General features: G+C 44.7%; 32 protein-coding genes. 13 read left to right on the top strand and 19 right to left on the bottom strand.

Annotation, left to right across the window (positions count from 1 at the left end):
* Positions 1-2 precede the first annotated feature (2 nt).
* Complete coding sequence (locus tag ACMXYV_RS01780) at positions 3-473, bottom strand: hypothetical protein (protein ID WP_415890091.1); 471 nt, start codon at positions 471-473, stop codon at positions 3-5.
* On the bottom strand, positions 460-1,188 hold the full coding sequence (locus ACMXYV_RS01775; protein WP_415890090.1) for an SURF1 family protein: 729 nt from the start codon (positions 1,186-1,188) through the stop codon (positions 460-462). Before ACMXYV_RS01775 ends, ACMXYV_RS01780 begins: the two co-directional genes overlap by 14 nt.
* A 37-nt stretch (positions 1,189-1,225) precedes the next feature.
* Between ACMXYV_RS01775 and ACMXYV_RS01770 the strand changes: the two genes are divergently transcribed.
* Positions 1,226-1,429 (top strand): twin transmembrane helix small protein, encoded by a 204-nt coding sequence (locus ACMXYV_RS01770; RefSeq protein ID WP_415890089.1) that lies wholly within the window; start codon positions 1,226-1,228, stop codon positions 1,427-1,429.
* 4 nt (positions 1,430-1,433) lie between these two features.
* Here the strand turns inward: ACMXYV_RS01770 and ACMXYV_RS01765 are convergent, their stop codons facing one another.
* From ACMXYV_RS01765 to ACMXYV_RS01735, 7 genes are all read right to left on the bottom strand, one after another.
* Positions 1,434-2,318: a cytochrome c oxidase subunit 3 gene (locus tag ACMXYV_RS01765; protein ID WP_415890088.1), complete on the bottom strand. Its 885-nt coding sequence runs from the start codon at positions 2,316-2,318 to the stop codon at positions 1,434-1,436.
* Positions 2,315-2,872, bottom strand: a complete 558-nt coding sequence (locus ACMXYV_RS01760) for a cytochrome c oxidase assembly protein (RefSeq protein WP_415890087.1) — start codon at positions 2,870-2,872, stop codon at positions 2,315-2,317. Before ACMXYV_RS01760 ends, ACMXYV_RS01765 begins: the two co-directional genes overlap by 4 nt.
* Positions 2,873-2,893: 21 nt before the next feature.
* Positions 2,894-4,465: a cytochrome c oxidase subunit I gene (gene ctaD, locus ACMXYV_RS01755; protein ID WP_415890086.1), complete on the bottom strand. Its 1,572-nt coding sequence runs from the start codon at positions 4,463-4,465 to the stop codon at positions 2,894-2,896.
* Between the two features lie 8 nt (positions 4,466-4,473).
* Positions 4,474-5,583 (bottom strand): cytochrome c oxidase subunit II, encoded by a 1,110-nt coding sequence (gene coxB, locus ACMXYV_RS01750; RefSeq protein WP_415890085.1) that lies wholly within the window; start codon positions 5,581-5,583, stop codon positions 4,474-4,476.
* 429 nt (positions 5,584-6,012) lie between these two features.
* A complete protein-coding gene (gene pssA / locus ACMXYV_RS01745; protein ID WP_415890084.1) occupies positions 6,013-6,768 on the bottom strand; it encodes a CDP-diacylglycerol--serine O-phosphatidyltransferase in 756 nt (251 codons plus the stop codon).
* Between the two features lie 68 nt (positions 6,769-6,836).
* A complete protein-coding gene (locus tag ACMXYV_RS01740) occupies positions 6,837-7,592 on the bottom strand; it encodes a type 1 glutamine amidotransferase (protein WP_415890083.1) in 756 nt (251 codons plus the stop codon).
* A gap of 33 nt (positions 7,593-7,625) precedes the next feature.
* Positions 7,626-8,624, bottom strand: a complete 999-nt coding sequence (locus ACMXYV_RS01735; protein ID WP_415890082.1) for a patatin-like phospholipase family protein — start codon at positions 8,622-8,624, stop codon at positions 7,626-7,628.
* Between the two features lie 151 nt (positions 8,625-8,775).
* Here ACMXYV_RS01735 and ilvY point away from each other — a divergent pair, with 151 nt between their 5' ends.
* Positions 8,776-9,654 (top strand): HTH-type transcriptional activator IlvY, encoded by an 879-nt coding sequence (ilvY, locus tag ACMXYV_RS01730; protein ID WP_415890081.1) that lies wholly within the window; start codon positions 8,776-8,778, stop codon positions 9,652-9,654.
* On the opposite strand, the gene ACMXYV_RS01725 is transcribed toward ilvY, so the two are convergent.
* The gene (locus ACMXYV_RS01725) at positions 9,655-10,278 is read right to left on the bottom strand and encodes a sterol desaturase family protein (RefSeq protein WP_415890080.1); all 624 of its coding nucleotides are present in this window, start codon (positions 10,276-10,278) and stop codon (positions 9,655-9,657) included.
* Positions 10,279-10,486: 208 nt separating this feature from the next.
* Positions 10,487-10,882 carry an acyl-CoA thioesterase gene (locus tag ACMXYV_RS01720; RefSeq protein ID WP_415890079.1) on the bottom strand — a complete coding sequence of 132 codons (396 nt, stop codon included), beginning with the start codon at positions 10,880-10,882 and terminating at the stop codon, positions 10,487-10,489.
* 196 nt (positions 10,883-11,078) lie between these two features.
* Between ACMXYV_RS01720 and ACMXYV_RS01715 the strand changes: the two genes are divergently transcribed.
* The 3 genes from ACMXYV_RS01715 to ACMXYV_RS01705 are packed head-to-tail and all read left to right on the top strand — an operon-like array spanning position 11,079 to position 13,865.
* Positions 11,079-12,638 (top strand): methyl-accepting chemotaxis protein, encoded by a 1,560-nt coding sequence (locus tag ACMXYV_RS01715; RefSeq protein ID WP_415890078.1) that lies wholly within the window; start codon positions 11,079-11,081, stop codon positions 12,636-12,638.
* Between the two features lie 9 nt (positions 12,639-12,647).
* Positions 12,648-13,094 (top strand): GFA family protein, encoded by a 447-nt coding sequence (locus ACMXYV_RS01710; RefSeq protein WP_415890077.1) that lies wholly within the window; start codon positions 12,648-12,650, stop codon positions 13,092-13,094.
* A 51-nt stretch (positions 13,095-13,145) separates the two neighbouring features.
* On the top strand, positions 13,146-13,865 hold the full coding sequence (locus ACMXYV_RS01705; RefSeq protein ID WP_415890076.1) for a DUF1223 domain-containing protein: 720 nt from the start codon (positions 13,146-13,148) through the stop codon (positions 13,863-13,865).
* A 78-nt stretch (positions 13,866-13,943) separates the two neighbouring features.
* Here ACMXYV_RS01705 and ACMXYV_RS01700 read toward each other — a convergent pair whose 3' ends face one another.
* A complete protein-coding gene (locus tag ACMXYV_RS01700) occupies positions 13,944-14,615 on the bottom strand; it encodes a Bax inhibitor-1/YccA family protein (protein ID WP_415890075.1) in 672 nt (223 codons plus the stop codon).
* A 133-nt stretch (positions 14,616-14,748) separates the two neighbouring features.
* On the opposite strand from ACMXYV_RS01700, the gene nhaR reads away from it, so the two are divergent.
* From nhaR to ACMXYV_RS01675, 5 genes are all read left to right on the top strand, one after another.
* The gene (gene nhaR / locus ACMXYV_RS01695) at positions 14,749-15,648 is read left to right on the top strand and encodes a transcriptional activator NhaR (RefSeq protein WP_415883275.1); all 900 of its coding nucleotides are present in this window, start codon (positions 14,749-14,751) and stop codon (positions 15,646-15,648) included.
* A 44-nt stretch (positions 15,649-15,692) separates the two neighbouring features.
* Entirely contained in the window at positions 15,693-16,520 is an 828-nt protein-coding gene (locus tag ACMXYV_RS01690) for a polyphosphate kinase 2 family protein (RefSeq protein WP_415890074.1), read from the top strand.
* A gap of 75 nt (positions 16,521-16,595) precedes the next feature.
* A complete protein-coding gene (locus ACMXYV_RS01685; protein ID WP_415890073.1) occupies positions 16,596-16,868 on the top strand; it encodes a hypothetical protein in 273 nt (90 codons plus the stop codon).
* Between the two features lie 98 nt (positions 16,869-16,966).
* Complete coding sequence (locus ACMXYV_RS01680) at positions 16,967-17,170, top strand: hypothetical protein (protein WP_415890072.1); 204 nt, start codon at positions 16,967-16,969, stop codon at positions 17,168-17,170.
* Positions 17,171-17,366: 196 nt separating this feature from the next.
* Positions 17,367-17,672: a c-type cytochrome gene (locus ACMXYV_RS01675; protein ID WP_415890071.1), complete on the top strand. Its 306-nt coding sequence runs from the start codon at positions 17,367-17,369 to the stop codon at positions 17,670-17,672.
* 65 nt (positions 17,673-17,737) lie between these two features.
* Here the strand turns inward: ACMXYV_RS01675 and ACMXYV_RS01670 are convergent, their stop codons facing one another.
* Together ACMXYV_RS01670 and pomA are read right to left on the bottom strand one after the other, a co-directional pair.
* Entirely contained in the window at positions 17,738-18,679 is a 942-nt protein-coding gene (locus tag ACMXYV_RS01670) for a MotB family protein (RefSeq protein ID WP_415890070.1), read from the bottom strand.
* Between the two features lie 20 nt (positions 18,680-18,699).
* Entirely contained in the window at positions 18,700-19,458 is a 759-nt protein-coding gene (gene pomA / locus ACMXYV_RS01665) for a flagellar motor protein PomA (RefSeq protein WP_415890069.1), read from the bottom strand.
* Positions 19,459-19,631: 173 nt separating this feature from the next.
* Here pomA and ACMXYV_RS01660 point away from each other — a divergent pair, with 173 nt between their 5' ends.
* From ACMXYV_RS01660 to dxs, 3 genes are read left to right on the top strand one after another with little or no spacing between them, the layout of a single operon-like run.
* Positions 19,632-19,874, top strand: coding sequence for an exodeoxyribonuclease VII small subunit (locus tag ACMXYV_RS01660; protein WP_415883268.1), 243 nt, complete (start codon positions 19,632-19,634; stop codon positions 19,872-19,874).
* A gap of 2 nt (positions 19,875-19,876) precedes the next feature.
* Complete coding sequence (gene ispA, locus ACMXYV_RS01655) at positions 19,877-20,758, top strand: (2E,6E)-farnesyl diphosphate synthase (RefSeq protein ID WP_415890068.1); 882 nt, start codon at positions 19,877-19,879, stop codon at positions 20,756-20,758.
* 14 nt (positions 20,759-20,772) lie between these two features.
* The gene (dxs, locus tag ACMXYV_RS01650; protein WP_415890067.1) at positions 20,773-22,551 is read left to right on the top strand and encodes a 1-deoxy-D-xylulose-5-phosphate synthase; all 1,779 of its coding nucleotides are present in this window, start codon (positions 20,773-20,775) and stop codon (positions 22,549-22,551) included.
* Here dxs and ACMXYV_RS01645 read toward each other — a convergent pair.
* From ACMXYV_RS01645 to ribBA, 5 genes are read right to left on the bottom strand one after another with little or no spacing between them, the layout of a single operon-like run.
* The gene (locus tag ACMXYV_RS01645; RefSeq protein ID WP_415890066.1) at positions 22,548-23,024 is read right to left on the bottom strand and encodes a phosphatidylglycerophosphatase A; all 477 of its coding nucleotides are present in this window, start codon (positions 23,022-23,024) and stop codon (positions 22,548-22,550) included. The genes dxs and ACMXYV_RS01645 overlap by 4 nt on opposite strands.
* Before the next feature lie 54 nt (positions 23,025-23,078).
* Entirely contained in the window at positions 23,079-24,044 is a 966-nt protein-coding gene (thiL, locus tag ACMXYV_RS01640) for a thiamine-phosphate kinase (protein ID WP_415890064.1), read from the bottom strand.
* 3 nt (positions 24,045-24,047) lie between these two features.
* Positions 24,048-24,533, bottom strand: a complete 486-nt coding sequence (gene nusB / locus ACMXYV_RS01635) for a transcription antitermination factor NusB (protein WP_415890062.1) — start codon at positions 24,531-24,533, stop codon at positions 24,048-24,050.
* Positions 24,534-24,539: 6 nt separating this feature from the next.
* The gene (gene ribE / locus ACMXYV_RS01630) at positions 24,540-25,013 is read right to left on the bottom strand and encodes a 6,7-dimethyl-8-ribityllumazine synthase (RefSeq protein ID WP_415890060.1); all 474 of its coding nucleotides are present in this window, start codon (positions 25,011-25,013) and stop codon (positions 24,540-24,542) included.
* 19 nt (positions 25,014-25,032) lie between these two features.
* On the bottom strand, positions 25,033-26,151 hold the full coding sequence (ribBA, locus tag ACMXYV_RS01625) for a bifunctional 3,4-dihydroxy-2-butanone-4-phosphate synthase/GTP cyclohydrolase II (protein ID WP_415890059.1): 1,119 nt from the start codon (positions 26,149-26,151) through the stop codon (positions 25,033-25,035).
* Between the last annotated feature and the right edge of the window lie 3 nt (positions 26,152-26,154).

Here is a 26,154-nt window from a genome sequence, read left to right as displayed (position 1 = left end):
GCTTATCCAATCCGGGACATTTTCAACAGCTTGCGTAGATCTTTAAGAATCAGACTCGGCTCATCTGACAATGTATATCGCAACACCATATTCCCTAACGGGTCGACAACCCATATTGCTGTTCCTAACTTTCCAAACTCATTCCTATCTAGCGTGGTAGCGCTCAGATCCACTTGTAACAACTTGACCCGATCTTGCTCCTTACCTAATGCTGTGTGCAAATTGGTAAGCACCTTTGACCATTGCTCACAACGCTCAACACAATCAGCTTGTTTAGTTAACAACAACTGCCACTTACGCTGTTTTAGATTATTCCCAACCAAGCTCAGGTCATTAATATGTTGATCAAAAAGCAAAATACCCGAATGAACGCGTTGCTCTGGAATCATCATCCCCGTAAAAAACATTAAAGAAGCCACCAGCATGGGCACCAAACCCACCGCCCAAACAAGCCAAAAACTAAACCTGTTCATATATGGCCTCCTTTCTTATTTTTACAGCACTCCAAATTAATAAACACAGCAACGCAGATGCCATAGCGAACCATTGAAATGCATAACCTAAATGTTTCTCAGGCTTCATATTTACTACTGGCCAATTTAGATCTAAGCCAGGAACCAGCGGTTCTGTAAGCCTTATTTCCAACGACTCAATATCTATAACCAACCGAGACGACATTTTTCCCACATCCAATTGCTGAATGACCTTTGGCCACTGCTCTTCTTCTAGATCATCACCTGATAAAGCAAAACCTTTCTCAATAACCCTGACACTGCCACTAATAGTTTGCTGACCTTTTGGTACTTCAACCTCAGGTAAGACCCCGCGATCCAGCGAAGCTAACACCCAACCTAGATTCACCAATACACTTCGACCGCTATCCTCAATAAATAGAGCAACGATTTCGTAACCAACTCGCCCGTTGCGTACTCGATTATCTAAAAGAAAGTACCGTTCTCGATCCAACACTCCCTTCAAGATAACCGCTTTATAACTCCCTCTTGTCATCTCTTGCTCCAACGGCAGTTCCTGACTTGGTTTTGCTTGTTGCCAGCTATCCAAAAGTTCTCGCTTCTGTTCCGCTCGGTCCAACTGCCAAAGTCCCAGTCCGAACAATAATGGCAACAATACAATTCCAGATATCCACAACATCCACTTGAAGCCTGAACCACTCTGAACTTTACTCATAGTTACCCACACCAAGAACAGCCATCAGGTACTGCACATGTCGTTAAAGTTGCTTTTACTACTTCTCTTTATTGCCGTTCTAATCAGTTTATTTTCCGGTCTTTACTTCTTGGTAAGAGATCAAGGTCAATCTCATCGAACCGTTAACTCGCTTTTCTTTCGGGTCACCTTTAGTGTCATGATCATCGCGGTACTTATTTACGGCTTCTATACCGGTGAAATTGTTCCTCATAGGCTTTAATCGACTACAAGATATAAACAAATAGAAATAAGCCGACCCATACCACATCAACAAAGTGCCAATACCAAGCAATTGCCTCAAAACCAAAATGTTTTTCTGAACTAAAATGCCCTTTGAGTACTCGCAACCAAATAATGATCAACATCAACGTGCCTAAGGTGACATGCAAACCATGAAAACCCGTGAGAATAAAAAATGTCGCCCCGTATATACCGGCATTTAGCGTTAAGCCTAATTCGTTGTAAGCAAGTACATACTCATAAGCTTGAAAATAAAGAAACACACTGCCCAACAAGACAGTCACAGCTAACCAAAATACCACCCTAGAGCGTTGATCCAACTTAAGTGCTTTATGTGCAAGCGTGACGGTAAAACTAGATGCAATCAGTAAAATGGTATTGAAAAGCGGTATATGCCAAGGATCAATTACCTCTTTTGGACCCGGAAAAGCATTTTGATCTGGCGTCACCATCAAAGGCCACTGCGCCTCAAAGCCTTCCCATAGCATATTAGAAACACCTTTATCACCTTCGCCTCCCAGCCAAGGTACTGCTAAGGTCCTGACATAAAATAAAGTGCCGAAAAATGCCGCAAAGAACATCACTTCAGAGAAAATGAACCAGCTCATCCCCCAACGGAATGATCTATCCATTTGTGGACTGTATAAGCCTTCACCACTTTCATGGATTACGTTGCTAAACCAGCCCAACAAAATAAGCCCCATCCCCAATGCACCGGCTAAGAGAAGAATCAAACCAGCTCCTCCAGCCTCTTCTGCGGTAAAGCTATTAATTAAGCTGCCTGCACCGTAAGCCATAAAAAACAAAGCTATCGACGCTAAAATAGGCCAACGACTTTGTTCTGGCACATAGTAAGTTTGAGTACTCATAGAGAGTTCCTCCTAGCAGACAAATTCACTTCCGCTTCTGGTGTGATATCAAATAGAGTGTATGAGAGTGTTACTGTTTTGATGTGCCTAGGAAGCTCAGGCGCGATAGAAACAACCAGCGGCATCGCCTTTATTTCTTTCGCATTTAGCGGCTGCCGTTCGAAACAGAAACAATTAATCTTTTGCACATAAGGCGCAGCTTCTGAAGGTGAAACCGAAGGGACTGCTTGCGCAATCATGAAGTTATCGGTCAAATTACGCGCCTTATAGGCTGTTTGGTACATTTCCCCAGGCGACATGATGATGGAAGTCTTTTCTGGTTTAAATCGCCAAGGCATTGATTCGTTGTTAATAGCCACCAGCTGTAATTTTACCTGTCGACTGTTATCCACAACCAAACTCGGCTCCGCAGCAACTAGATCCACTTTGCCGTTTAGCCCCGTAATATCACAAAACACGTCATATAGAGGCACCAACGCGAAACCGAACCCAAACATAATCAGGGTTCCACTTAACAGTGATAGCACTGTTTTCTTATGTCGTTGCTCTGCCATAACGACCTCTCAAAAGTGCTGTTATTTCACCTCTGGCGGTGTACTAAAGCTGTGATAAGGCGCAGGGGACGGTAGGGTCCACTCTAAACCGTGAGACCCTTCCCATACTTCCGCACTGGCCTGCTTACCCTTACGAATACAGCTCACAATGTTATAAAGGAAAATCAGTTGCGATAGCCCAAAGATAAACGCGCCTACTGAAGCAACCGCATTAAAATCAGCAAACTGAAGCGCATAGTCAGGTATACGACGTGGCATACCTGCTAAACCGATAAAGTGCATAGGGAAAAAGGTGATATTCACCCCGATAAAACTACACCAGAAATGCACCTTACCCATGGTTTCGTTGTAATAATTGCCGCACCACTTAGGTAACCAATAATAAGCTCCTGCCATAATGGCGAAGACCGCACCGGGTACTAGGACATAGTGGAAATGGGCAACCACAAAGTAAGTGTCGTGGTATTGGAAATCGACTGGTGCGATCGCCAACATCAAGCCTGAAAAACCACCGATTGTGAAAAGCACAACAAATGCGAGTGCAAACAACATCGGTGTTTCGAACGTCATAGAGCCACGAAACATCGTCGCAACCCAGTTAAATACTTTAACCCCTGTAGGCACGGCAATCAGCATCGTTGTGAACATAAAGAACAATTCACCAGCCAAAGGCAGGCCGACGGTAAACATGTGATGCGCCCAAACAATGAAGGAAAGAATGGCAATAGAAGCCGTGGCATAAACCATCGAGGTATAACCAAACAGTTTCTTCCTTGCGAAAGTCGGAATGATCTCACTGACAATACCAAAAGCAGGCAAGATCATAATGTAAACTTCAGGGTGACCGAAGAACCAGAATACATGTTGAAACAACACCGGATCACCACCCCCAGCAGCATCAAAAAAGCTGGTTCCGAAGTGAATATCCATCAGCATCATCGTAACTACGCCGGCCAATACGGGCATAACGGCAATCAGTAAAAATGCAGTAATTAACCAAGTCCAGACAAAAAGTGGTAACTTCATCATCGTCATACCCGGTGCACGCATGTTTAGTATGGTCGCAATAATGTTTATCGCCCCCATAATCGAGCTAATCCCCATCATGTGCACAGCAAAGATAAAAAAGGTCACACTAGGCGGTGCATAGGTAGTAGATAATGGTGCATAAAATGTCCACCCAAAATTCGGTGCACCGCCATCCATAAACAGAGTCGACAACATCATCGCGAAAGCGAAAGGCAGAATCCAAAAGCTCCAGTTATTCATTCTTGGCAGTGCCATATCTGGCGCACCTACCATAATAGGAATCATCCAGTTAGCTAAGCCAACAAACGCCGGCATGACCGCACCAAAGACCATGATTAAACCATGCATGGTGGTCATCTGATTAAAGAAGTCTGGCTGAATGAGCTGTAACCCTGGCTGAAATAGCTCTGCTCGAATCAGCAATGCCATGCATCCGCCGGTAAGGAACATTAAAAAGCTAAACCAGAGATAGAGCGTCCCAATATCTTTATGATTGGTTGTGAATAACCAACGCCCTAAACCGGTAGCCGGACCATGATGATGAGAAGCTGCAACCGTATCCATGACCCCTCCTACTCTTTCAACTCAGCAATCTGTGCTGGTGTAACTAGATCGCCCACCTTATTACCCCAAGCATTTCGCTCATAAGTAATCACAGAAGCCAGCTCTACAGCAGACAATTGATCTCTATATGCCTGCATCGCCGTACCTTTTTTACCGTTAAGCACAATGTCTATATGAGGCCCCGGCTCTCCCAATGCGATTGGGCTATTTTTCAAAGCCGGGAAAACACCCGGAATCCCCTCACCATTGGCTTGATGGCAAGCTAAACAGTTTTTGTTATAAACCGCTTCACCGGTTTCCATAAGCTCAGCAAGGTTCCAATCTTTTTGCCCTTCAGCCGCTTTTTCTTGATCTGCTTGCCTAACCTCAGCAAGCCACGCCTCATACTCTTCTGGCGTTTTAACTTCGACAACGATTGGCATAAAACCATGATCTTTACCGCAAAGCTCTGCGCACTGACCGCGATAAACGCCGGGCTTATCCACAATGGTCCACGCTTCATTTATAAAACCGGGAATTGCATCTTTCTTAACCGCGAGATCAGGAACCCACCAAGAATGAATCACGTCATTTGCGGTCAGTAAAAAGCGCACTTTTTTACCTGCAGGAATCACCAAAGGGTTATCCACTTCGAGTAGATAATGTTCGCCTTTAGCAGCTTTGTTGTTGATCTGTTCTCGGGAGGTAGAGAGACTTGAGAAGAAATCGATATCTTCAGCCAAATACTGATATCGCCATTTCCACTGATAACCAGTGATCTGAATATCGACTTCAGATTCTGAGTTATCGTACATTTTGATTAAGGTTGCCGTTGCAGGAACAGCCATGGCAATCAGGATAACGAAGGGAATTAACGTCCAAGCAATTTCGACAACAAGGCTTTCATGAAAGTTATGCGCTTTTGCTCCTTTGGACTTACGATGATAGATCACCGACCAAAGCATCACGCCAAAAACAACGACACCAATAGCCACACAGATCCAGAAAATGATCATGTGCAGGTCATAGACCTCTCGACTGATTTCGGTAACACCTCGGGTGAGATTTACCTCCCAATCAGCCTGGAGATTATTAGCAAACAATAACAGTGCAACAAATCCCGATATTGTTTTTATCATTGCAGCCCCCTTTGCTATACACGCAAAAGAGCCTGTCAGAAACCTCTCACTAAGGGCGTTGTACTTCTATTTCAACGTCGGTAGCGACAGGGTTCGGGCAGGCTCTCTTTCCGCCTGGACTCCGTCCTATCATTTCCGACCAATCCGCTTGGTTGTTAACTGCAAGTATAGCAGCGATGAAAATTTTGCAAGGACGTCATAAGTAGTTATAGACGTCAGATCTTATCCACCAGCATAAATGCACCACTCATCATCGCGATAATAAAGAGCAAAAAGATTACCGTATAAACAAGAGCTTTAAGGGGGCGACAATTACAAGGGAAGGGTTTCATAATAACCTCCTTCTACAAGGGCTATTATGAGGTATAGCAGAAAAACGGCCCCTTAAAGGAGCCGTTTAAAAAATTCTAAAATGCTTCTATCTGACCCTTAGGCCGTAGGTTTCTGCTTAGTTTTTCGCATAACCCACAAAAGCGGTCCAGATACTGCGTAAGCTAGGAATAGAATCCATAAGAATGCTGGAGGACTGATAGAGATAATACCAACAGCCAAAACAATACCCGCCAAAATCAAGAAAGGAACTTTCTCTTTTAAGCTTACATCTTTGAAGCTGTAATAAAGTACATTGCTCACCATCAATACACCGACCAAAGCAACAAATGCGGCAATCAAATATACATAAGCTGATCCATCTATTTCATACTCGGTCGCGGCCCATACCAAACCGGCGACGGCAGCCGCTGCTGCTGGGCTAGGTAAACCGATAAAGTAACGCTTATCTGTCGAACCAATTTGGGTATTGAAACGAGCGAGCCTTAAAGCCGCTCCTGCGACATAGATAAACGCAGCGAACCAACCCAGTTTGCCAATATCATCCAAGACCCAAGAGAACACTACAAGCGAAGGCGCTACACCAAAGGAAACCATATCCGCTAGTGAATCGTATTCAGCCCCAAATGCACTGGAGGTGTTGGTCATACGCGCTACTCGACCATCGAGCCCATCCAATACCATCGAAACAAAGATCGCTATTGCGGCATTTTCAAAGTGCCCATTCATGCTCGCAACAATTGCGTAGAACCCAGAAAACAGTGCCCCTGTCGTGAATAAATTAGGCAGTAGGTAGATCCCACGGCTACGAGGCTTTACCGGTTCTTGATTATCTTGATTTTGCGGCTCATTCATCGCGATTTTTTATATTCCATAATATAGAGAAACCCCATTCTACTGTGACCAGCGTCAGGATGCCATTTCTAGAGATCTAGATGATCCTGATCTAATAGAATTCTATCCACAAATTTAGTTAGCAACGCATTTGATTGAGGCGTTTCTTGTGCAGTCGCTAGCACCTGATCAAGGTGATCATCTCCATCTGTGTATTTATCTTTGTAAAAGGTCAGTCGCTCAACTAAGATTCGTTTACCAACTTCCGGATGAAATTGAAAAGCCCAGAACGGCTTATCTTTTAACCTAAATGCGTGGATACATTGCTCAGTGTAAGCAAGGGAAGCACAATTTTTCGGCAATGTTTTGGCGTACTGTTTGTGTACAGAAACGGCATAAAAGTTGTCGGGGGTATCACGAAATATTGGATCCTGCCAAACACTGTGATCAAGCGATATGGGAATAGTACCCATCTCAAAATCTTTCTCTCGATGCAGGATCTCACCACCAAGCGCTAATACCGCTAACTGAAAACCAAAGCAGGAGGCAAACACTGGTTTGTCTATTTGTGCGCAACGTAAAATAAGCTGCTGACACTGATCTACAAATGGATAGATATCTGGGAACAGAACATTAGCTTCACTGGCACCACCGACTAGCAAAGCGTCATAATTATCGGCAACAGTATCTGGAAATGCCGGTGTATCAAAGACATTAAGCACATCAAACTGCTCGATATTAAGCCCGCAGTATTCAGCAAAACTCTCTAGTTCTTCCCTGCGAACTTGATCTTCATCTCGGATCTGAAGCAGCAATAACTTCAGTTGGTCCCGACTTTTCACCATGCTTCCCATCCATACCAATACTTTATCTTAGTACTATAAAAACATCGCCTCGATGTCACAACTTGGCCGCTGTCCTATCGCACTGATATTTGATCCAATCCACTGTTCTGCGGCATTTCGTCCCTTTTCCTTGAGACCTAAAAGAAATTCCTGTCGGGTATCATATTTGCTGGCTTGTTCCAGACTAGATAACACTTCACCCGATTCAATCAAATGAAAACGTAACGCTTTGAATCGTCGCTCCAGACTACTGGTACTGAAAAACTTATCTTTAGCCTGCTGTCGGGTATAGCTGATCGCTCTCATCTCTCGTAAGAAAGTACTTTGAAAACCCAATTCTGTAACACGTTGGTTAATCGTATTAGAAGTCGTCGGCAGTTCACGTCCCTGCATAGGCTGAAGCAGAACCATTAAGATATCTTCTTCCCTACAATCAAAGATCAGCGGATAAATCGCCGGATTACCAGAAAAACCTCCATCCCAGTAGTAACAATCATCAATTTCAATTGCTTGATGCAGCGTTGGTAAACACGCCGAAGCCAAAGCATGCTCTGTGGTCAGTTCATTTTCTCTAAAGAGCCGAATTTTGCCAGATGTGACATCGGTAGCAGCGATGAATAACTGTATTGATCCATCATTTCTCAGCATTTCAAAATCGACAATATCATCCAGTAGACTACGCAATGGATTGATATCGAGAGGATTAAGATCGTAAGGGGATAGATAACGCAATAGATTGAGCATAAACCCTGTCACCGCCGTCATTTGGGAATCTGGCAGCTGCGAACCTATCAACTCCGAAGGAGAATTCAGAGAGACTCTGTGCCAAAATTGGTCCAATAAAGCCTTTGCTCCTGACGCTCCATTCAACTGCCAACCATGTGCAAGTAGAATCGCATTCATGGCACCTGCACTAGTTCCACTGATCGCTTGAGGCTTGATATCCTCTTCAAGTAAACGATCTAAAACGCCCCAAGCAAATGCCCCGTGAGCACCACCACCCTGTAATGCCAAATTTAATGACTTAGACATACGCACCTCCCGTTGCTTTGTGCACCGCACAATAACAACATAGAAAATAGCATAGAAATATGACAAAACTGAACAAAAAACAGGCAACCAAACTCCAATCAGATTAAAAAATGGCATAAAATAAGAAAAACATTCGAAAAAGCGCAACATTATGGATATCAAACAGCTCAAACAATTCGTTCACTTAGCCGAGACTCTGCACTTTGGCCGAGCAAGCGAAGCTTCTTACATCAGTCCTTCAGCACTTAGCAGAAGCATCAAACAGCTGGAAGAAGAAGTCGGTACAGATTTGTTTGAGCGAGATAACCGCAGTGTTGCTCTGACGGCAGAAGGAAAAATCTTCTTAGACTATGCCCGCGATTCCCTTGGTCAGTGGGATATGGTGCGCACTCAACTGATGGAAAGGTCGGGGGAGCTCCAAGGCGAAATCAGTATGTATTGCTCGGTTACCGCCAGCTACAGTTTCCTGTTCGACATCCTGAGTGAGTTCCGCACTGACTACCCCAAAATAGAGATCAAGTTACACACTGGGGATCATGAACACGCTATATCCCGGATACTATCAGGAGATGAAGACTTTGCTATTAGTGCTAAGCCTGACACTTTACCGGCAGGGATTGCGTTTAAGACGATTGCCATCTCGCCATTACTCTTTATAGCGCCAAAACAGGGACTACAAGGTCAAGACAAGCCACCGGTTCGACCAGATAGCTCCACACCGATGATCCTATCCGAAGCGGGCTTGGCTCGTAAAAGAGTCGATCGCTGGTTTAAAGATCAAAATATAAAACCGATTATCTACGCGCAGGTATCGGGTAACGAGGCGATTGTAAGCATGGTAAGTCTTGGGTTTGGTATAGGGGTTGTACCTGAGATCGTTCTGCAAAACAGTCCACTAGCAAATAGTGTGGAAGTGCTCGACATCACACCTCAACTCAAAGCCTATGAAGTTGGGATTGTGACCTTAGAGAAAAAACTTAAGAACCCGTTGATCAACGCCTTTTGGTCACAGCTAACTCAATCTAAATAATCACTTTTTGAACGGTAACATCAGCATACCTCCCAAACGGCAAGAGGTGTTTGGATCATTAAACTCGTGTAATCCGATCTCAACCCCTGCTTGGCCTTTAACGGGCTTCTGGATATAAGTCATACAGATTCGATCCCAACATGATAACGCAAAGCCATAATTACTATCCGTCTCACTGGGAATTTTTGAGTGATGCACTCGATGCATATCAGGGGTAACAAATAGCCAACGAATCACCCTATCCAATAGTTTAGGCAATTGGATATTTGAGTGATTAAACATGGCTGAAGCGTTGAGTAACACTTCAAATAGGATCACCGCAACCACCGCAGGCCCCAGAATAAACACCATCAACATTTTAATCAGCATCGATAGGATAATTTCAACTGGGTGAAATCTAGCCCCCGTGGTCACATCAATATCTGGATCCGCATGATGCATGCGGTGAAAACGCCATAGCAAAGGAACTTTATGAAAGAGAACATGCTGTGCATATATAAGGAAATCCAGCAGCACTACGGCTAACAGAACCTCCAACCAAATAGGTAAACCCAACCATACAAAAAGTCCAACCCCTTTGGCCTGCGCATATCCAGCAACGCCAACAGCTGCTACCGGAAACATAATTCTAAGCAGCAAACTATTAAGTACAACCAAACTGAGATTCGATCGCCAGCGAAGCCACTTTTCTTGCAGCAAAGGCCGGCAAGGTCTGTAAAGCTCCCAACAAGCCATTACAGTGAACACGCCGAAAAAACAGCTTAAGCGCACTATCGGTTCATTCGCTAACAACCAAGCTGAATAGTTCACTGGGGACTTTCTCTTCCTACATTTACTCTTCTGGCATCAATGCGGCGATTTCTGGTAACACAAATGGACGACCTCTTTCATTTAATGCCGTTCCAATGACTAGCGCTTCAAGCGCTACCTTTTCATCTGACAATCTAACCACCCGTTGGCGAAAACCAAACTTAACTTTGCTCACCCGCTCGACGCTCACTTCCACAACAAAGCGATCGCCACTGGTTAAGGAATTTTTATAGTCCATTTCAGAGCGAACAACGACCAGATGAATTTTATCTTCGGTCAACTTAGCAAAGTCGATTCCCTTATCTAACAGGTACTCATGACGTGCATGTTCCAAATAATTGAAGTAAACGCCATTGTTCACGATGCCTTGCAGGTCACATTCGTAATCACGCACTTTAAATTCCAATCGAAACGACATGCTTTCTTCCTTTCTAATATCAGAGCTCATAGCGGACTAAACGTTCAAAAATATCAATAAATCAGCCAGCCTTCTGAGCTATATCATTTAAATACAGCTATAACTATTACTAAACTATGCAGATAAGACACATTGTACACATCTAATAATTTTAGAACCGTTAGTTTTTACTTTTGTATGCGAAGAAGGGTGAACCATGAAAAAAATGCCAGTTACCAACCGTGAGGTAGTTCTGCCCGAAGGTCAGCGCATTATTTCAACAACAGACCTCAAAGGACGGATCACTTACGTTAATCAGGTTTTTTGTGATATTTCAGGGTTCACTGAAGAGGAACTTATAGGCAAAGCCCACAACATTGTTCGTCACCCAGATGTACCACCTGCGGCATTTGATAACCTCTGGACCTCTTTAAAAGAAAACCATGCATGGCGGGGTATTGTTAAAAACCGTTGTAAAAATGGCGATCATTATTGGGTTGATGCCTACGTAACTCCTTTATACGAAAAAGGCCAAAAGGTTGGCTACCAATCGGTACGTTTTAAGCCAACAGCAGAACAAGTGTCTAAAGCCGAAGTTATTTATGCGGTTGCTAATGCTGGTAAAGCAGGCAAAGCGCTCAAACTGAAGTCTGTCAGCAACCAAACGTTCGGTATCTTCACTTTAATTTCTTTCATTAGCTTAATAGCAGCTTGGTTCGCCGGTGCATCCTTCCCTGTTTTGGGAATTATAGCGCTGACAGAATTACTTTTAGGTGGCTGCCTATTGCGTTTAACCTCTCCTATTAAGGAGCTAGCTGTTCGTGCGCGCAACCGCTTTAGTAATCCACTTATCCAATTAATGTATTGCCCACGACAAGACGAGTTTGGTGAAATTGATCTCGCTTTGCAGATGAATGAAGCCAGAAACACCACGGTGCTTACACGGTTGGGCGATGTCAGTCACACCATTGATCAAGCAATTGATGTTACAGATAACGCAATCCGTCAAACCAATGAAGGGATCAGCCAGCAAGATAAAGAAAGCGACATGGTCGCTGCGGCGGTACACCAAATGGCCTGCGCATCGCAAGAAATTGCAGCCAACACTAGTGATATGTCGAATGCATCGCAAAATGCTCGCAATACGACTGAACAAGGCCGAAGCGCACTCTACAACACAGTTAATCACATTAAAGATCTTTCCAGTGAGGTCGTTGAAGCAACCGAAGCTACCATGGAGCTGAAACAGCATACCGATGCCATTGGTAATGTAGTTACGGTGATTAACGATATTGCTGAACAAACCAACTTGCTTGCACTTAATGCCGCAATTGAAGCAGCACGCGCAGGAGAAACAGGACGAGGCTTTGCCGTGGTAGCTGATGAGGTCCGTACCTTAGCAACCCGAACTCAAAACTCGACACAAGAAATTGAAGCGTCCATTGAAAGCGTTCAGTCTGCTGTGGATAAAACCGTCAGTATCATGGAACAAAGCCGTGATCACGCCAAACAAAGCGTGGATGTCGCTAACGTTGCTGATGAAGCATTCCAAACAGTGCAAAGCTCGATTGATGATATTTCTGATCGCTGCTTACAGATCGCTAGCAGCTCTGAACAACAGTCTTCCGTTGTAGAAGAGATTCAACAAAATATTGTCGCGATCAGGGATCTTGCCCGTCGTAACAGTGAAGCCTCTGATGAAACCGCTTCCGCTAGCAGTGAACTGCATGAACTGGTAAAACAACTAGATTCAATGGTTACTGCGTTTGATCGCTAGGAAATTGTAATGAGTGCGGAAGAGATCTACAGCGGCAGCTGCTTGTGTGGTGATGTTCAATATGAAATCTCGCCTCCCTTTTCTACTTTCCAATATTGTCACTGTTCTCGTTGCCGAAAGACCACTGGCAGCGCACATGCCAGCAATATCATTATGCCGCCCGAGCAATTCCGTTGGACGTCTGGAGAATCATCGGTTGGACGCTATGAACCGAGCGATGCCAAACATTTTGCTGTCTGCTTTTGTAAAAAGTGCGGTTCTAACCTTCCGTGGTTAGCTCAAACAGGTAAAGCAATGATCGTCCCTGCTGGCACACTTGATACAGACCTTGGCGTATCACCCGAACGTAATCTTTTTTGGGGAAGTCGAGCAAACTGGTATCAAACGGTTAACCAACTCGATGCATTTGAAACACTTCCAGGCAAAAGCCCCGCCTGCAAAATTGAAGCAGAATAACTGAACTCACCCAACGCTCTGAAGTCTCACAGAAAACGGGAGGACAGAGCCATGAAACTATTCACCAACACTTTAATCGCTGCCAGTCTTTATTTGTTACCTCAAACCTTAGTGGCTGAGCAGATCTTTGAAAATCAAGGACCTGTACCTCAGCTAGTTGAACTCTATACATCTGAAGGTTGCTCCAGCTGCCCACCCGCTGAACGCTATATCAACAGCTTTGTAAACTCCCCTGACCTTTGGAAAAAGGTAGTGCCTTTAGCCTTTCATGTAGATTATTGGGATTACATTGGCTGGGAAGATCGATTTGCCCAACCTGAGTTTAAACAGCGCCAATACAATCATCGCCGCTTAGGAAATTTTAGAAGTGTATATACACCTGGCTGGATTAGTTCTGGCAAAGAATGGCGAGGTTTTTTCCAAGGTAAAACCCTACCCAACCACTCGTCCTCTGGGGGGCAACTTAAAGCCAACCTCACCAGCCAAACCCTTAAAGTGAGTTATACACCTCAAAGAGACCGAAAAGCACTTATAGCTCATGTAGCTATACTCGGTTTTGACCTCAGTAGCCAAGTCACTTCAGGCGAAAATGCAGGCCGCTTACTTCAACATCAATTTGTGGTTTTACATAAACAACAAAAAGCCCAATCAGACTATAACTGGAGCTTTAAACTCCCCCATCTACAAACGTCTCAAAAGCATGCATTGGCCATTTGGGTTTCAGAACGAGATCAACAACCAATTCAAGTTACTGCCGATTGGCTGAAATAAAAAAAGGCGACCTAAAAGGTCGCCTGAATACCCCAGTAGGGTTATCACAAGTGCATAGCTAATAAAGGGTTTAATGTCTTAATCTTCACCACCTAGGAAACCTAGGATATGCAATAAACTGGTAAACAAGTTATAGATGGACACATACAAAGACACTGTTGCCATAATGTAGTTTGTCTCACCGCCGTGTAGGATGTTGCTGGTTTCATAAAGAATAAAGCCAGACATCAACAGAACGAACATTGCCGATACAGCGAGAGACAGTGCAGGAATCTGGAAAAAGATGGCACCTAAGCCTGCTACAAACGCCAGCAACACACCGACCATTAAGAAGCCACCCATGAAGGTAAAATTCTTACGTGTGGTTAGGACATAAGCTGACAAACCTAAGAAAATAATCCCTGTCATACCCATCGCGTTCATTACGATGGAACCGCCGCCCGGCATCGCCAAATAATGGCCAACAATAGGGCCTAGGGTGTAACCCATAAAACCAGTCAAAGCAAAGACTGAAGGTAGCGCCCAAACACTATTGCGCAGCTTGTAGGTCAAAAAATACAGACCGAAAAAGCCGACTAAAGAGATGATGACGCCGGGGTGAGGTAGCTGTAAAGCAATAGAGACACCAGCAGTAATAGCACTGAATAGCAAAGTCATAGACAACAATGCATAGGTGTTGCGTAGTACCTTATTAGACTCTAACGCCGATGTTTGCGTTTGAGTTGCTGAAGATCTTATAGATGTATTCATACACCCCTCCTGATTTTTTTCTAACCAAAAGCCTTTTGGCTTTCCGGCATCAACAGTTCAAAATTTAACCGCCTACCAAAAACAATAAAACTCGATTATTATTAACAAAAGCATCGATTTTACCGAGTTTTTAATGATTAATTATAAACACCTTCACTATTTCTGGATGGTCGCTAAAGAGGGGAGCATCGCTGCTGCTGCTGAGCGCCTGAGTGTTACACCACACACAATTAGTGCTCAGCTGAGCTTGCTTGATGACTACCTTGGCTGCTCTCTCTTCACAAAAGTAGGTAGGCAATTAGAACTCACTGAAACGGGTCATATGGTTTTAAGCTACGCCAGTGATATCTTTTCGTTGGGTGGGGAACTGGAAGAGCGAGTCCGTAATTTAGATAAGATCCGCCCCTTAGTGTTCAAAGTAGGCGTTGTAGATGTCGTACCTAAATCGATCGCTTATCACCTACTATCCCCGGCTATGGATGACATCAACAATGTCAGAATGATCTGTCATGAAGGTGATATAAATGAGCTACTTGCAGAGCTTGCCCTACATAGATTAGATCTGGTGATTTCAGAATCACCTATACCTTCTGATGTCAGTATTAATGGTTTTAGCCATAGTTTAGGCACCTGTGGCAGTAGTTTTATGGCAAGCCCATCAGTGGTTGAGCAACTAAGCGGTGAATTCCCACATAACCTTAATGGCTCTCCGATGCTACTTCCGAGCGAAACAACCATTGTCCGCTCACAACTGCTACAGTGGTTTAGTAAGAACCGTATCCATCCTCGCGTGGTAGGGGAATTTGATGACAGCGCATTAATCAAAGCGTTCGCAAATGCTGGTAAAGGAATTATGGTGGTACCTACACCGATTAGAGATGAAGTCTCTGCACAGCTAGGTTTAGTAACCTTGGGAGAAACCAACGAGATTGTGAATAACTTCTACGCGATCTCGATCGAGCGTAAGATTTCACATACCGCAGTGGAAAAAATCACGACCGCCGCTAGAGACTGGTTGAAAAGCAGTAGTTAGGAACCACCATAACCGTTACTTAGCACGATGAGGGAGAACTAGTTATGCACACACCCAGCCCGATCATACTTAAACATCCCTCACCTCAATTAGATTCAATAGCATTCGAAGATGCGGTACTCGCAGACAAAAATGACTATCTAAAGAAATTAAAGAAATGGCAAAAGCGCATACTTGAAGTGCAACAAGCCTATTATCATCAAAATCGCCGGGCCATAATTGTATTTGAAGGCTGGGATGCCAGTGGTAAAGGCGGCGCTATTAGACGTATCACCGAAAAGTTAGATCCGCGCGGCTTCACTGTTCACCCGATTAGTGCGCCAACTTCAATCGAACAGAGCAAGCACTACCTACAACGTTTCCAAGAAAAATTACCGCCCGCAGGTTCTATCGCGATATTTGATCGTTCGTGGTACGGCCGTGTTTTAGTTGAGCGGGTTGAAGAGTTTGCTTCACCACAGCAATGGCAAAGAGCCTACCAAGAGATAAACGAATTTGAACGCAGCTTGATTGATGATGGTGCTCGCATAATAAAAATCTTTATGCACATCACCCCCGATGAACAACTGAGACGCTTTACCGAGCGCCTAAACAATCCGGTAAAACGCTGGAAGTTAACCACCGAAGATATTCGTAATCGTGAACGTTGGGAAGATTATACTCACGCGATCAATGACATGTTGCACTACACACATACAGAAACTGCTGCGTGGAATGTAATTGCGGCGAATCACAAATGGTATACACGGATAGAAGCACTCAAAAGCGTTGTAAAACAACTAGCCTCTGAAGTGGATATAACACCTCCGCCTTTAGATCCTGAAGTCACAGCGGCCGCCTACTCCTCTTTAGGTATCAAAGCTAAAGACTGAATGAGTAGGCTTCAGAAACAAAATCCCGAATGCCTACTATGCTGTTAATATCGAACCCAGCAAATCGCAGCACTTATGGATACTTCTCGCAAAGAAAGCGTTATTCAAATTAGTATTCTGGATATTCAGAAACGTCTGCTTCCTCGCGCCTATGAACTTCGTGACCGCTTACAAGCTGGCCAAGCCGCTGAAACCTACGACCTAGAATTTTTAGATACCCTCCATAAAACGATCCAAAATTTACATATCCTTTCAACCGATTCACCAGAGCACCATCTATTTATTGGTAACTTAGTACAGCTTTACAGTGCACTCATCAGCATGGCACTCAACAATTCCGAAGAGTAAACCCTCGCCCCCTGCATTCAAAAAACCATCAACTGAATGACATATTTCTGTAATAAATCTAATGCATGATGAGTACTAAATTTAAAGAGGCAAAGAAAATGACAGAAAGAACTTTAACAACTCAGCTGAAGCAGTTGCTGAAACGTGGCTATTCCGAAATGGACGTTCGCAACTTAGCTATGGCACCTAAAAACATCGTGGATCAAGCCATCGCAGAGTTTCATGCGGAAGAACGTATCCATGAAAAAACCATTCAGATTCAACATAATCAGGCTAATTTTGCCATGCGCTTAGGTAATTAATCCCGCCAACAGAACCAACCCTTCCTGTATCAAGCTATCCTTTAGCATTATTTCGTTCTTCTATTGACTTTGTTCAGATACAATTCACCCTACTTGGGTTACTAATAGATGCTACTAGGGGTAGCAGGCTTGGTTGTGAGGGCGAAGTCGCATTAGTCCCAATGACAAACTTATGAGCACCTACAGGAAAATTACAATGAAAAAACTACTGATGGCGACTGCAGCTGCAGCAATGATGATCCCAGCAGCAGCTATGGCTGAACGCGATGGAGCTACTGTTTACAACACTAAATGTGCAATGTGCCACGCATCTGGTGTTGCTGACGCACCTAAAGTAGGTGATGCTGCAGCATGGGGCCCACGTGCAGAACTAGGTATCGATGCACTTTACGCTACAGCTGACAAAGGTAAAGGCCAAATGCCACCACGTGGTCTTTGCATGGACTGCACAGACGGCGAATTAAAAGCTGCAATCCAGTACATGGTTGATAACTCTAAGTAAGTTAGAGTTTCAGCAATAAAAAAACCGCCTGTGGGCGGTTTTTTTATTGCTGAAGAAATGATTGCTTAGAAAATATCGTCAGGTCTCAAATTGATAACCTCCCCATCAGGATCACCATCTTGACGCGCCTGAATCTTTTCTAAGGATTCCTTATCTTTGCCTTTCTGAACAATAATCTCTACACGGCGGTTCTTAACACGATTTGCACGAGTATCGTTTGGCACTAATGGTTTAGTATCTGCCAAACCTAACACCTTAAATCTTGACTGATCAATACGAGGATCACCAAATAGCTCATGCGCTACCGCTAATGCACGTGCCACCGACAAATCCCAGTTAGATTCAAAGCGTCGACCGGCATAAGGGATATTGTCACTGTGCCCTTCAATCGCAACATGACCTTTAACATTCAAAAGCACATCACGAATTTTAGCCAACACTGGAATTGACTCAAACTTCAGCTCAGCAGAACCGGAATCAAAAGAACCTTTCTCTTTGATACGGATAATAATCTTCTTACCATCCGTTTCTACTTCAACACTGCCTTCACCGATTTCTTGCGCTAAGGCCGCAGCAAACTCAACTGCTTCCTCTTTCGCTTCCTGTTCTTGCTGCTTCTGCAGCTCTTGAGCTTCACCCGCCTCTTTATCGGGCGAATCGCTTTCACCCTCTTTCGATCGAATATCTAAAGTATTCATATCGTTGTTGACCGTCATCTGACGGACTTCGTTAAGAGGAGTAGGTTCTGGACGACCTGGACTAAATTCCTGCGCAATAATAGAGGTACCCTTTGGGATATCCTCTACTTTAATCTGGTTTTGAACACCAAACGCTTCACGCATCGAACCTGCCAACTGCTTAAACTTCAGTACGTCCATCTCCGAGAAGGAAAGTAGAAGTACGAAAAAGCACATCAGCAGCGACATTAAGTCGCCAAAAGTCGCCAGCCAACCAGGGAGCCCGGGGGGGCAGGGGGGGCATTCTTGTTCTTCGGTATCGTCACTCATCGCTCTAGTCCTTTACCGAATTAACCTTCAGCCGCTGCACGCTTGCCTTCTGGCAGATAGTTACGCAACATTTGCTCGATTACACGAGGGTTTTGACCCGCTTGAATAGCCAACAGGCCATCAATAATCAAAGCAGAGTTCAACGCCTCTTCATCTTTACGTACGTTCAATTTATCTGCTAGTGGAATCGTCACCATGGTCGCAAGCATTGCACCATAAAGCGTTGTTAGAAGTGCTACCGCCATCGCAGGACCGATGGATTTAGGGTCACTCATATTTGATAGCATCTGTACCAGACCTACCAGCGTACCAATCATTCCCATTGCAGGACCAACATCCCCCATCGCGGAGAACACAGTCGCACCAAATTCATGACGATCATGGGTTAATTTAGCTTCTTTATTCAGCAGGCCTTTTACAACTTCAGGGTCGTGACCATCCACGAGCAACTGGATACCACGCTGCATAAAGTCACTACTTACCGTCTTATCTTCTAGGGACAGCAAGCCGCCTTTACGCGCTGCATCAGCCAAATCAACTGTTTCAGCAATAATCTCTTCAGGATTGAGAGACTTAAACATGAAAGCTTTGGCAGCCACTTTGCCGGCACCGAGGAACTGGGGCAGTGTGAATTTCATCAATACAACAAAGATGGATCCACCAATAACGATCAACAATGATGGTGGGTTGATAAATACACCCGCGTCACCACCGGTAACGATCGCAGCGATTACAATACCAAAACTGCCTAATAATCCGACGAGCGTTGCTATATCCACTCATTACTCCTTAATTAAGCGCGCAAACTGTTCAAGTCCAAGCTGCCTATCATAGCAAAAAAGCACAGGGTTTCACCCATCATACAATCGTTTAACTCCTGAATTTGTATGTATATTTGCTTATAGCAGCTGGCTTCGGTAAGTTTAGCGCTTTCAATCTAAGATTCGCTCTTATGCCACGTAAGAAAAAAACAACTGACTTTGAACAATCCCTGCAAGCGCTTGAATCCCTAGTTACCAAAATGGAACAAGGGGATCTTTCCTTGGAAGAGTCACTTCAAGCCTTTGAAGAGGGTGTCAGCCTAACTCGAGAGTGCCAAGGAATTCTTACTCAAGCAGAGCAAAAAGTTCAGCTTTTGATAGAATCCGACGGTGAACTTTCAACCAAACCGTTTACTGCAGACGAGGACAGCTGATCTTGGAGATCCGCAATCTACTCAAGAGCTACCAGGAGCGGGTAGATCATCACCTTCAGAAATGTATCAATAAAGATAGTATAGATCCGGTCCTTCAAGAATCTATGCAATATTCACTATTCAATGGTGGAAAACGCATTCGACCGGCTTTGATCTATATGGTCAATGCAATGCTAGGCAGCAGTCATGAACAAGCAGACAGCGCAGCAGCCGCTATAGAGTGCATACATAGCTACTCTTTAGTTCATGATGATCTTCCAGCGATGGATGATGACGACCTAAGGCGAGGCAAACCAACCTGCCATATTGCTTTTGATGAAGCGACTGCAATATTAGCGGGTGACGCTCTGCAATGTTTAGCATTTGAATTGATCTCATCCGATGACAAGCTTTCGTCAGAGACTCGTTTAAACCTTATCCAGAAATTGAGTCATGCGTCAGGGCATCAAGGTATGGTTGTCGGACAATCGTTTGATCTACGTAATGTGGGCAATTCTCTTTCACTTGAGCAGCTTGAAGCTATGCACCAGCATAAAACCGGTGCTTTACTGACTTGCTCAGTGCAGATGGGAGCTATCTGTGCAGGCTTAACCGATCAAAAACAGTTAGCAGCGCTCGCAGAATACTCAAACGCGATCGGACTAGCTTTCCAAGTACAAGATGACATTCTCGATATAGAAGGCGATTCTGAAGTAATCGGAAAACCTCAAGGTTCTGATCTAGAACAGAATAAACCGACGTATCCTGCTCTATTAGGGTTGGAAGGTGCTAAGCTGAAATTACAGCAGCTTCATCAACAGGCCCTGTCGGCATTAGATGTATTCGGCGCAGACGCATCAGAACTTAAAGCCCTCGCTGATTTTATTGTGCATCGCGACCACTAAACTGATCGAGCTTTATGTTCCATACAATCCCAAGTAAACGCCCTAGCACACCTCTGTTGGATAGCATTGATACTCCAACCGATCTACGATTGCTCACGTCTGAACAACTTCCAATACTAGCTGAGCAATTAAGAGCTTATCTACTTTATAGCGTCGGACAAAGTGGCGGTCATTTCGGCGCGGGGCTGGGCGTGGTCGAACTGACAGTGGCGCTGCATTATGTGCTTAATACACCGCAAGATCATTTAGTGTGGGATGTAGGTCACCAATGCTACCCCCACAAAATATTAACCGGTCGTCGCGAACAGTTACCCAGAATTCGCCAACAAGAGGGACCATCCCCCTTCCCTAAACGGGACGAGAGTCCATATGATAATTTTGGTGTAGGCCATTCCAGCACCTCGATTAGTGCCGCTCTAGGCATGGCGATTGCCGATAAGATACGCGGTATAGATAGTAAATCTGTAGCCGTAATTGGTGACGGTGCAATGACTGCTGGTATGGCGTTTGAGGCGCTGAACCATGCAGCACATACCAACACCAACCTACTTGTAATCTTGAACGACAACGACATGTCGATCTCCCACAATGAAGGCGGGCTGGCGACTTATCTAGCAAAAAACTTTAAAGATAGAAATGACGGTGAGACCACCACAGCTCTTTTTGAAGCACTGGAGTTTGAATATACCGGCCCTGTTGATGGTCATGACCTTTCTAAACTCGTAGCGGTATTACAAGACGTTCTTAACCAACCAGGACCACAATTCCTCCATTTAGTAACAAAGAAAGGCAAGGGATTTAAACCTGCTGAAGACGATCCAGTTGGTTATCACGCAATTACTAAGATCGATCCAATTCACCAAAAACCTACGAAGAAAATCAGTTACTCCAATATTTTTGGTCGTTGGATCTGTGATTTAGCCGAACAAGACCCGAACCTGACAGCCATTACCCCAGCTATGCGTGAAGGCTCAGATTTAGTGGAGTTTTCTCAGCGTTTCCCCGATCGTTATTTTGATGTGGCTATCGCTGAACAACACGCGTTAACTCTAGCTGCAGGTATGGCCTGCCAAAATGTTAAACCGGTAGTCGCCATCTACTCGACTTTTCTACAACGGGCTTATGATCAACTGATCCATGATGTAGCCATTCAAGACTTAGATCTATTGTTAGCTATCGATAGAGCAGGCTTAGTTGGGGAAGATGGGTCAACCCATGCAGGCTGTTTTGATATTGGCATGCTTCGTGGCTTACCAAAAGCTTTACTGATGACGCCTTCAAATGCTGAAGAGCTTCGCAATATGCTCTTCACCGGCTACCAATACCAAGGATTAGCTGCAGTTCGCTATCCACGGGGCAGTGTTCCAGCACAAATAGATACACCTATGCAGGCAATTGAACTAGGCCAAAGCCGAACGCTCAATCAAGGCAGTAAAGTTGCGCTTCTAAATTTTGGACCTTTGCTAGAGACAGCAAAAGAAGTTGCAAATGCTAAAGGCTATACCCTAGTCGATATGCGCTTTGTGAAGCCTCTAGATCAAAACGCCCTTCAACATGTAGCAGAAGATCATGATCTATTGGTCAGCATAGAAGACCACAGCATCATCAACGGCGCAGGCTCAAGTGTGAGTGAGTACCTACATCAAGAAAAAATCAACACACCTTTACTGATGTTAGGCATACCTGATCGTTGGATTGGTCACGCATCTCGCACACAGCAACTTCAGCACTGCGGTCTTGATTCAGCTGGTATGATCAAGACAATCGAAGAGCGGCTAAAAACGATCGCTTAAAGCCAAAAGTAAGCGACTAACTGCAGAATTGCCGCGGCATACACACCTGCCAGCAAATCATCCAGCATAATACCAACACCACCAGAAACCTTCTGATCAGCCCATTTGATCGGCCACGGCTTCCAAATATCAAAAATACGGAATAGTACAAAGCCAAGAGCGATCCATTCCCAACCACTTGGCGCAAGCGTCATGGTCAGCCAAAAGCCAACAAACTCATCCCAGACAATACCACCATGATCATGCACACCAATATCCTTTGAGGTGCGATCACACAGCCAGATACCGATGATCGTCGTAACCACTAACATCAACAGATAAAACGGCAAGCTCAGGTGTTGGAACCAAAGATAAGGGATTATTGCTGCTAACGTACCTACAGTACCTGGAGCCCACGGAGCTGCACCACTACCCAAGCCGAACGCTAGAAAATGGATCGGATTTTTCCAAACAGTACTAGGTACTTTATTCACGGTTATTCCTTTACGGCTTAGTCTAACAATCGCGGCTAACAGCCTACTCGAACATCAGGATTGGTGGAAGTGATCATAACCTGAGCCTGCAATTTCACAAGGCTCTCCTCGAAGAAACAAACTAAGTTCCGCTTCTTCTGTCACTTTTCCAATGACTGCTACAGGATTTGGCAAGCTAGGGATCACTGCTAAATGTTCCGGCGGTAGGGTGAAACACAGTTCAAAATCTTCACCACCGGTCAACGCCCACTGTTGCGCCTGCTGTTCGCCATAAGTATCCACCAGCTTAGAAGAGATCGGCAAGGCTTCTATCTGCAAACGCGCACCTAGATTGCCACTGGCTTTTAATATGTGTGCTAAATCGGATAACAAGCCATCAGAGATATCCACACAGCTACTGGCATAACCCACTAACGATTGCCCTAAACAGATACGCGGCGTAGGGGAATAAAAACGCTCGAGTAAATACTCTGCATGAGTTTCATTAGTGAAGCCATTAAGCAGCCCTTCAAGACCTCCACGGCTATCACCTAAGTTACCACTAACGCAGATAATATCGCCCGGTTTAGCACCATGGCGACAAAGCCCCTTCCCTATAGGTACAAAGCCATGTACCTGAGCAGAGACGGTTAGAGGCCCACGTGTTGTATCACCACCAATTAATGCAATACTGTAGTCTTGGCAGCGTATACCTAATTGAGAACTAAAGCGTTGCAGCCAATCTGCTTCCGTTTGCGGCAACGTAAGCGCAAGCGTCAACCAAGCAGGCTTTGCGCCCATAGCTGCAAGATCACTGACAGTGGATCCCATAAGGCGATCTGCGAGTTGCTCTGGCTGTATATCAGGTAAAAAATGCGTGCCTTCAACCAGCGTATCGATCGATACTGCGAGTTGTTGCCCCTCTGGTAAATTGAGCAGAGCACAATCATCGCCTACCCCTAAAGCAACAGAAGCATCCGAAGATGCTTCTGAAACCTGTGCGAAGTAGCGCTGTATCAGCTCAAATTCACCCAGCGGCATAGCTTACGCTTTACCTTCTCGTTTAGCGCGAATTTCGGCCATACGCACACGTTGCGCTAGTTTATCTAGCACGCCGTTCACATAACGATGACTATCGGTTGCACCAAACGTCTTCGCCAATTCAACACTTTCATTGATCGCAACTCGGTAAGGAACTTCCATACGTTTAGAAAGCTCGTAAGCACCGATGCGTAGCACGTTCAATTCAACAGGATCCAAGTCTTCAATCTGACGATCAAGGAAGTCAGTAAACAGACCATCAAGTTCTGTTTTTGTTGCCGCAACGTTCTGCAACAATTCAGAGAATAAACGTACATCCGTATCACGCATGTCGTTATCTACACGGAACTGAGCTTCAAGTTCATTCAGAGGCTGACCAGCTAATGACCAAGAATACAAAGCCTGCAGCGCATAGCTACGAGCATTACGACGCTGAGACGTTAGCGAAGGTTTCTTTTTAGCTGCAGATTTTTTTTCGTTGTCACTCATCTGGCTTTAAACCTCAAGCTGCTTAAGCAAGCTAACCATTTCCAGAGCGGAAAGCGCTGCTTCTGCACCTTTGTTACCCATTTTAGTACCTGAACGCTCAACAGCTTGTTCGATGCTGTTTACAGTCAGGATGCCGTTCGCAATTGGCAGATCGTAATCTAAAGACACTTGAGCAACTCCTTTGGAGCTCTCGCCCGATACGTATTCAAAATGTGGTGTACCGCCACGGATAACCGCACCTAGCGCGATGATCGCATCGTCTTTCTTCTGCGCTGCAACGCGCTTCACTGCCAACGGAATCTCGAAAGCACCTGGTACACGGATAACACGAATATTATCTTCGTTTACACCATGACGCTTTAGAGTGTCGATTGCACCCTCTAGCAAGCTCTCAACAACGAATGCATTAAAACGGCCAACAACAATTGCATAGTTGCCGTCTGCGTTTACAAAATCACCTTCAAAGGTTTTCACAGCCATGATTTAAATACCGTTACAGTTATTCTTCACAAGGAATATATTCTTCAATCTCCAGATCAAAACCAGAGATCGCATTAAACTTCATTGGAGAGCTAAGCAGGTTCATTTTACCTACACCTAGATCTCGCAAGATTTGTGAACCTGTACCTACCGTAAGATAAGCACCTGATGCACTGACATTAATTTTGGATTTCTGACGACCATTGATCATCAGATCCGTCGCATCGCTTAGATCGATACGATCACCCGTATCAAGTAAAAGCACAACACCTTGCCCTTCTTTAGCAACACGCTCCAAGGCTTTACGCATAGTCCATTTAGGCTCATCGCCTGGTGCTACAGCGCCTACAACATCACGCAAAACCTCTGTACGGCTATGTACACGCACAAACGCTGGTTCATCAGCTTTCAGCTCACCTAACGTCATCGCAAGATGCGTGCAGTTTTGAATTTCGTCGCGATAAGTGATGTAGTTAAAATCACCGTATTCAGTAGACATCACACCCTCAGCTTCACGCGCGACGGTGTGCTCATTCGCAGTACGATAATGGATCAAATCCGCGATAGTTCCGATCTTAAGGTTGTGCTTTTCAGCAAACTCTTCCAGATCAGGACGGCGCGCCATAGTGCCGTCATCATTCATAATCTCAACGATCGCAGCCGCTGGCGTAAAGCCTGCCATACGTGCAAGATCACAGCCCGCTTCAGTATGACCAGCACGGCTTAGTACACCACCCGGTTGAGCCATAAGTGGGAAGATATGGCCTGGCTGAACAATATCTTCAGCTTTAGCATCAGCTTTTACGGCTGTGCGCACAGTTAAAGCACGATCGGCTGCTGAGATACCTGTAGTAACACCTTCCGCCGCTTCAATAGACATCGTAAAGTTAGTTGAGAACTGAGCACCATTGCTCTGTACCATCAGAGGCAAGTTCAACTGCTCGCAGCGCTCACGCGTCAATGTTAGACAAATCAGACCACGAGCGTGAGTCGCCATAAAGTTTATATCGTCTGGGCGAACCATCTCAGCAGCAATTACAAGATCGCCTTCATTCTCGCGATCTTCATCATCCATTAGGATGACCATTTTTCCCTGACGAATATCTTCAATCAATTCTTGTGGGGTATTTAATTTCATTAA

Origin of the sequence: Neptuniibacter sp. SY11_33 (genome assembly GCF_047778025.1) — a bacterium.
Classification (GTDB): Bacteria; Pseudomonadota; Gammaproteobacteria; order Pseudomonadales; family Balneatricaceae; genus Neptuniibacter.
This window is presented reverse-complemented; position numbering and strand designations above follow the sequence as displayed.

Bases quoted from the DNA above. Each gene is read 5' to 3' on its own strand.
- ACMXYV_RS01780 (WP_415890091.1), bottom strand. From the start codon at position 473: ATGAACAGGTTTAGTTTTTGGCTTGTTTGGGCGGTGGGTTTGGTGCCC.
- ACMXYV_RS01775 (WP_415890090.1), bottom strand. From the start codon at position 1,188: ATGAGTAAAGTTCAGAGTGGTTCAGGCTTCAAGTGGATGTTGTGGATA.
- ACMXYV_RS01770 (WP_415890089.1), top strand. From the start codon at position 1,226: ATGTCGTTAAAGTTGCTTTTACTACTTCTCTTTATTGCCGTTCTAATC.
- ACMXYV_RS01765 (WP_415890088.1), bottom strand. From the start codon at position 2,318: ATGAGTACTCAAACTTACTATGTGCCAGAACAAAGTCGTTGGCCTATT.
- ACMXYV_RS01760 (WP_415890087.1), bottom strand. From the start codon at position 2,872: ATGGCAGAGCAACGACATAAGAAAACAGTGCTATCACTGTTAAGTGGA.
- ctaD (WP_415890086.1), bottom strand. From the start codon at position 4,465: ATGGATACGGTTGCAGCTTCTCATCATCATGGTCCGGCTACCGGTTTA.
- coxB (WP_415890085.1), bottom strand. From the start codon at position 5,583: ATGATAAAAACAATATCGGGATTTGTTGCACTGTTATTGTTTGCTAAT.
- pssA (WP_415890084.1), bottom strand. From the start codon at position 6,768: ATGAATGAGCCGCAAAATCAAGATAATCAAGAACCGGTAAAGCCTCGT.
- ACMXYV_RS01740 (WP_415890083.1), bottom strand. From the start codon at position 7,592: ATGGTGAAAAGTCGGGACCAACTGAAGTTATTGCTGCTTCAGATCCGA.
- ACMXYV_RS01735 (WP_415890082.1), bottom strand. From the start codon at position 8,624: ATGTCTAAGTCATTAAATTTGGCATTACAGGGTGGTGGTGCTCACGGG.
- ilvY (WP_415890081.1), top strand. From the start codon at position 8,776: ATGGATATCAAACAGCTCAAACAATTCGTTCACTTAGCCGAGACTCTG.
- ACMXYV_RS01725 (WP_415890080.1), bottom strand. From the start codon at position 10,278: ATGTTTCCGGTAGCAGCTGTTGGCGTTGCTGGATATGCGCAGGCCAAA.
- ACMXYV_RS01720 (WP_415890079.1), bottom strand. From the start codon at position 10,882: ATGTCGTTTCGATTGGAATTTAAAGTGCGTGATTACGAATGTGACCTG.
- ACMXYV_RS01715 (WP_415890078.1), top strand. From the start codon at position 11,079: ATGAAAAAAATGCCAGTTACCAACCGTGAGGTAGTTCTGCCCGAAGGT.
- ACMXYV_RS01710 (WP_415890077.1), top strand. From the start codon at position 12,648: ATGAGTGCGGAAGAGATCTACAGCGGCAGCTGCTTGTGTGGTGATGTT.
- ACMXYV_RS01705 (WP_415890076.1), top strand. From the start codon at position 13,146: ATGAAACTATTCACCAACACTTTAATCGCTGCCAGTCTTTATTTGTTA.
- ACMXYV_RS01700 (WP_415890075.1), bottom strand. From the start codon at position 14,615: ATGAATACATCTATAAGATCTTCAGCAACTCAAACGCAAACATCGGCG.
- nhaR (WP_415883275.1), top strand. From the start codon at position 14,749: ATGATTAATTATAAACACCTTCACTATTTCTGGATGGTCGCTAAAGAG.
- ACMXYV_RS01690 (WP_415890074.1), top strand. From the start codon at position 15,693: ATGCACACACCCAGCCCGATCATACTTAAACATCCCTCACCTCAATTA.
- ACMXYV_RS01685 (WP_415890073.1), top strand. From the start codon at position 16,596: ATGGATACTTCTCGCAAAGAAAGCGTTATTCAAATTAGTATTCTGGAT.
- ACMXYV_RS01680 (WP_415890072.1), top strand. From the start codon at position 16,967: ATGACAGAAAGAACTTTAACAACTCAGCTGAAGCAGTTGCTGAAACGT.
- ACMXYV_RS01675 (WP_415890071.1), top strand. From the start codon at position 17,367: ATGAAAAAACTACTGATGGCGACTGCAGCTGCAGCAATGATGATCCCA.
- ACMXYV_RS01670 (WP_415890070.1), bottom strand. From the start codon at position 18,679: ATGAGTGACGATACCGAAGAACAAGAATGCCCCCCCTGCCCCCCCGGG.
- ACMXYV_RS01660 (WP_415883268.1), top strand. From the start codon at position 19,632: ATGCCACGTAAGAAAAAAACAACTGACTTTGAACAATCCCTGCAAGCG.
- dxs (WP_415890067.1), top strand. From the start codon at position 20,773: ATGTTCCATACAATCCCAAGTAAACGCCCTAGCACACCTCTGTTGGAT.
- thiL (WP_415890064.1), bottom strand. From the start codon at position 24,044: ATGCCGCTGGGTGAATTTGAGCTGATACAGCGCTACTTCGCACAGGTT.
- nusB (WP_415890062.1), bottom strand. From the start codon at position 24,533: ATGAGTGACAACGAAAAAAAATCTGCAGCTAAAAAGAAACCTTCGCTA.
- ribE (WP_415890060.1), bottom strand. From the start codon at position 25,013: ATGGCTGTGAAAACCTTTGAAGGTGATTTTGTAAACGCAGACGGCAAC.
- ribBA (WP_415890059.1), bottom strand. From the start codon at position 26,151: ATGAAATTAAATACCCCACAAGAATTGATTGAAGATATTCGTCAGGGA.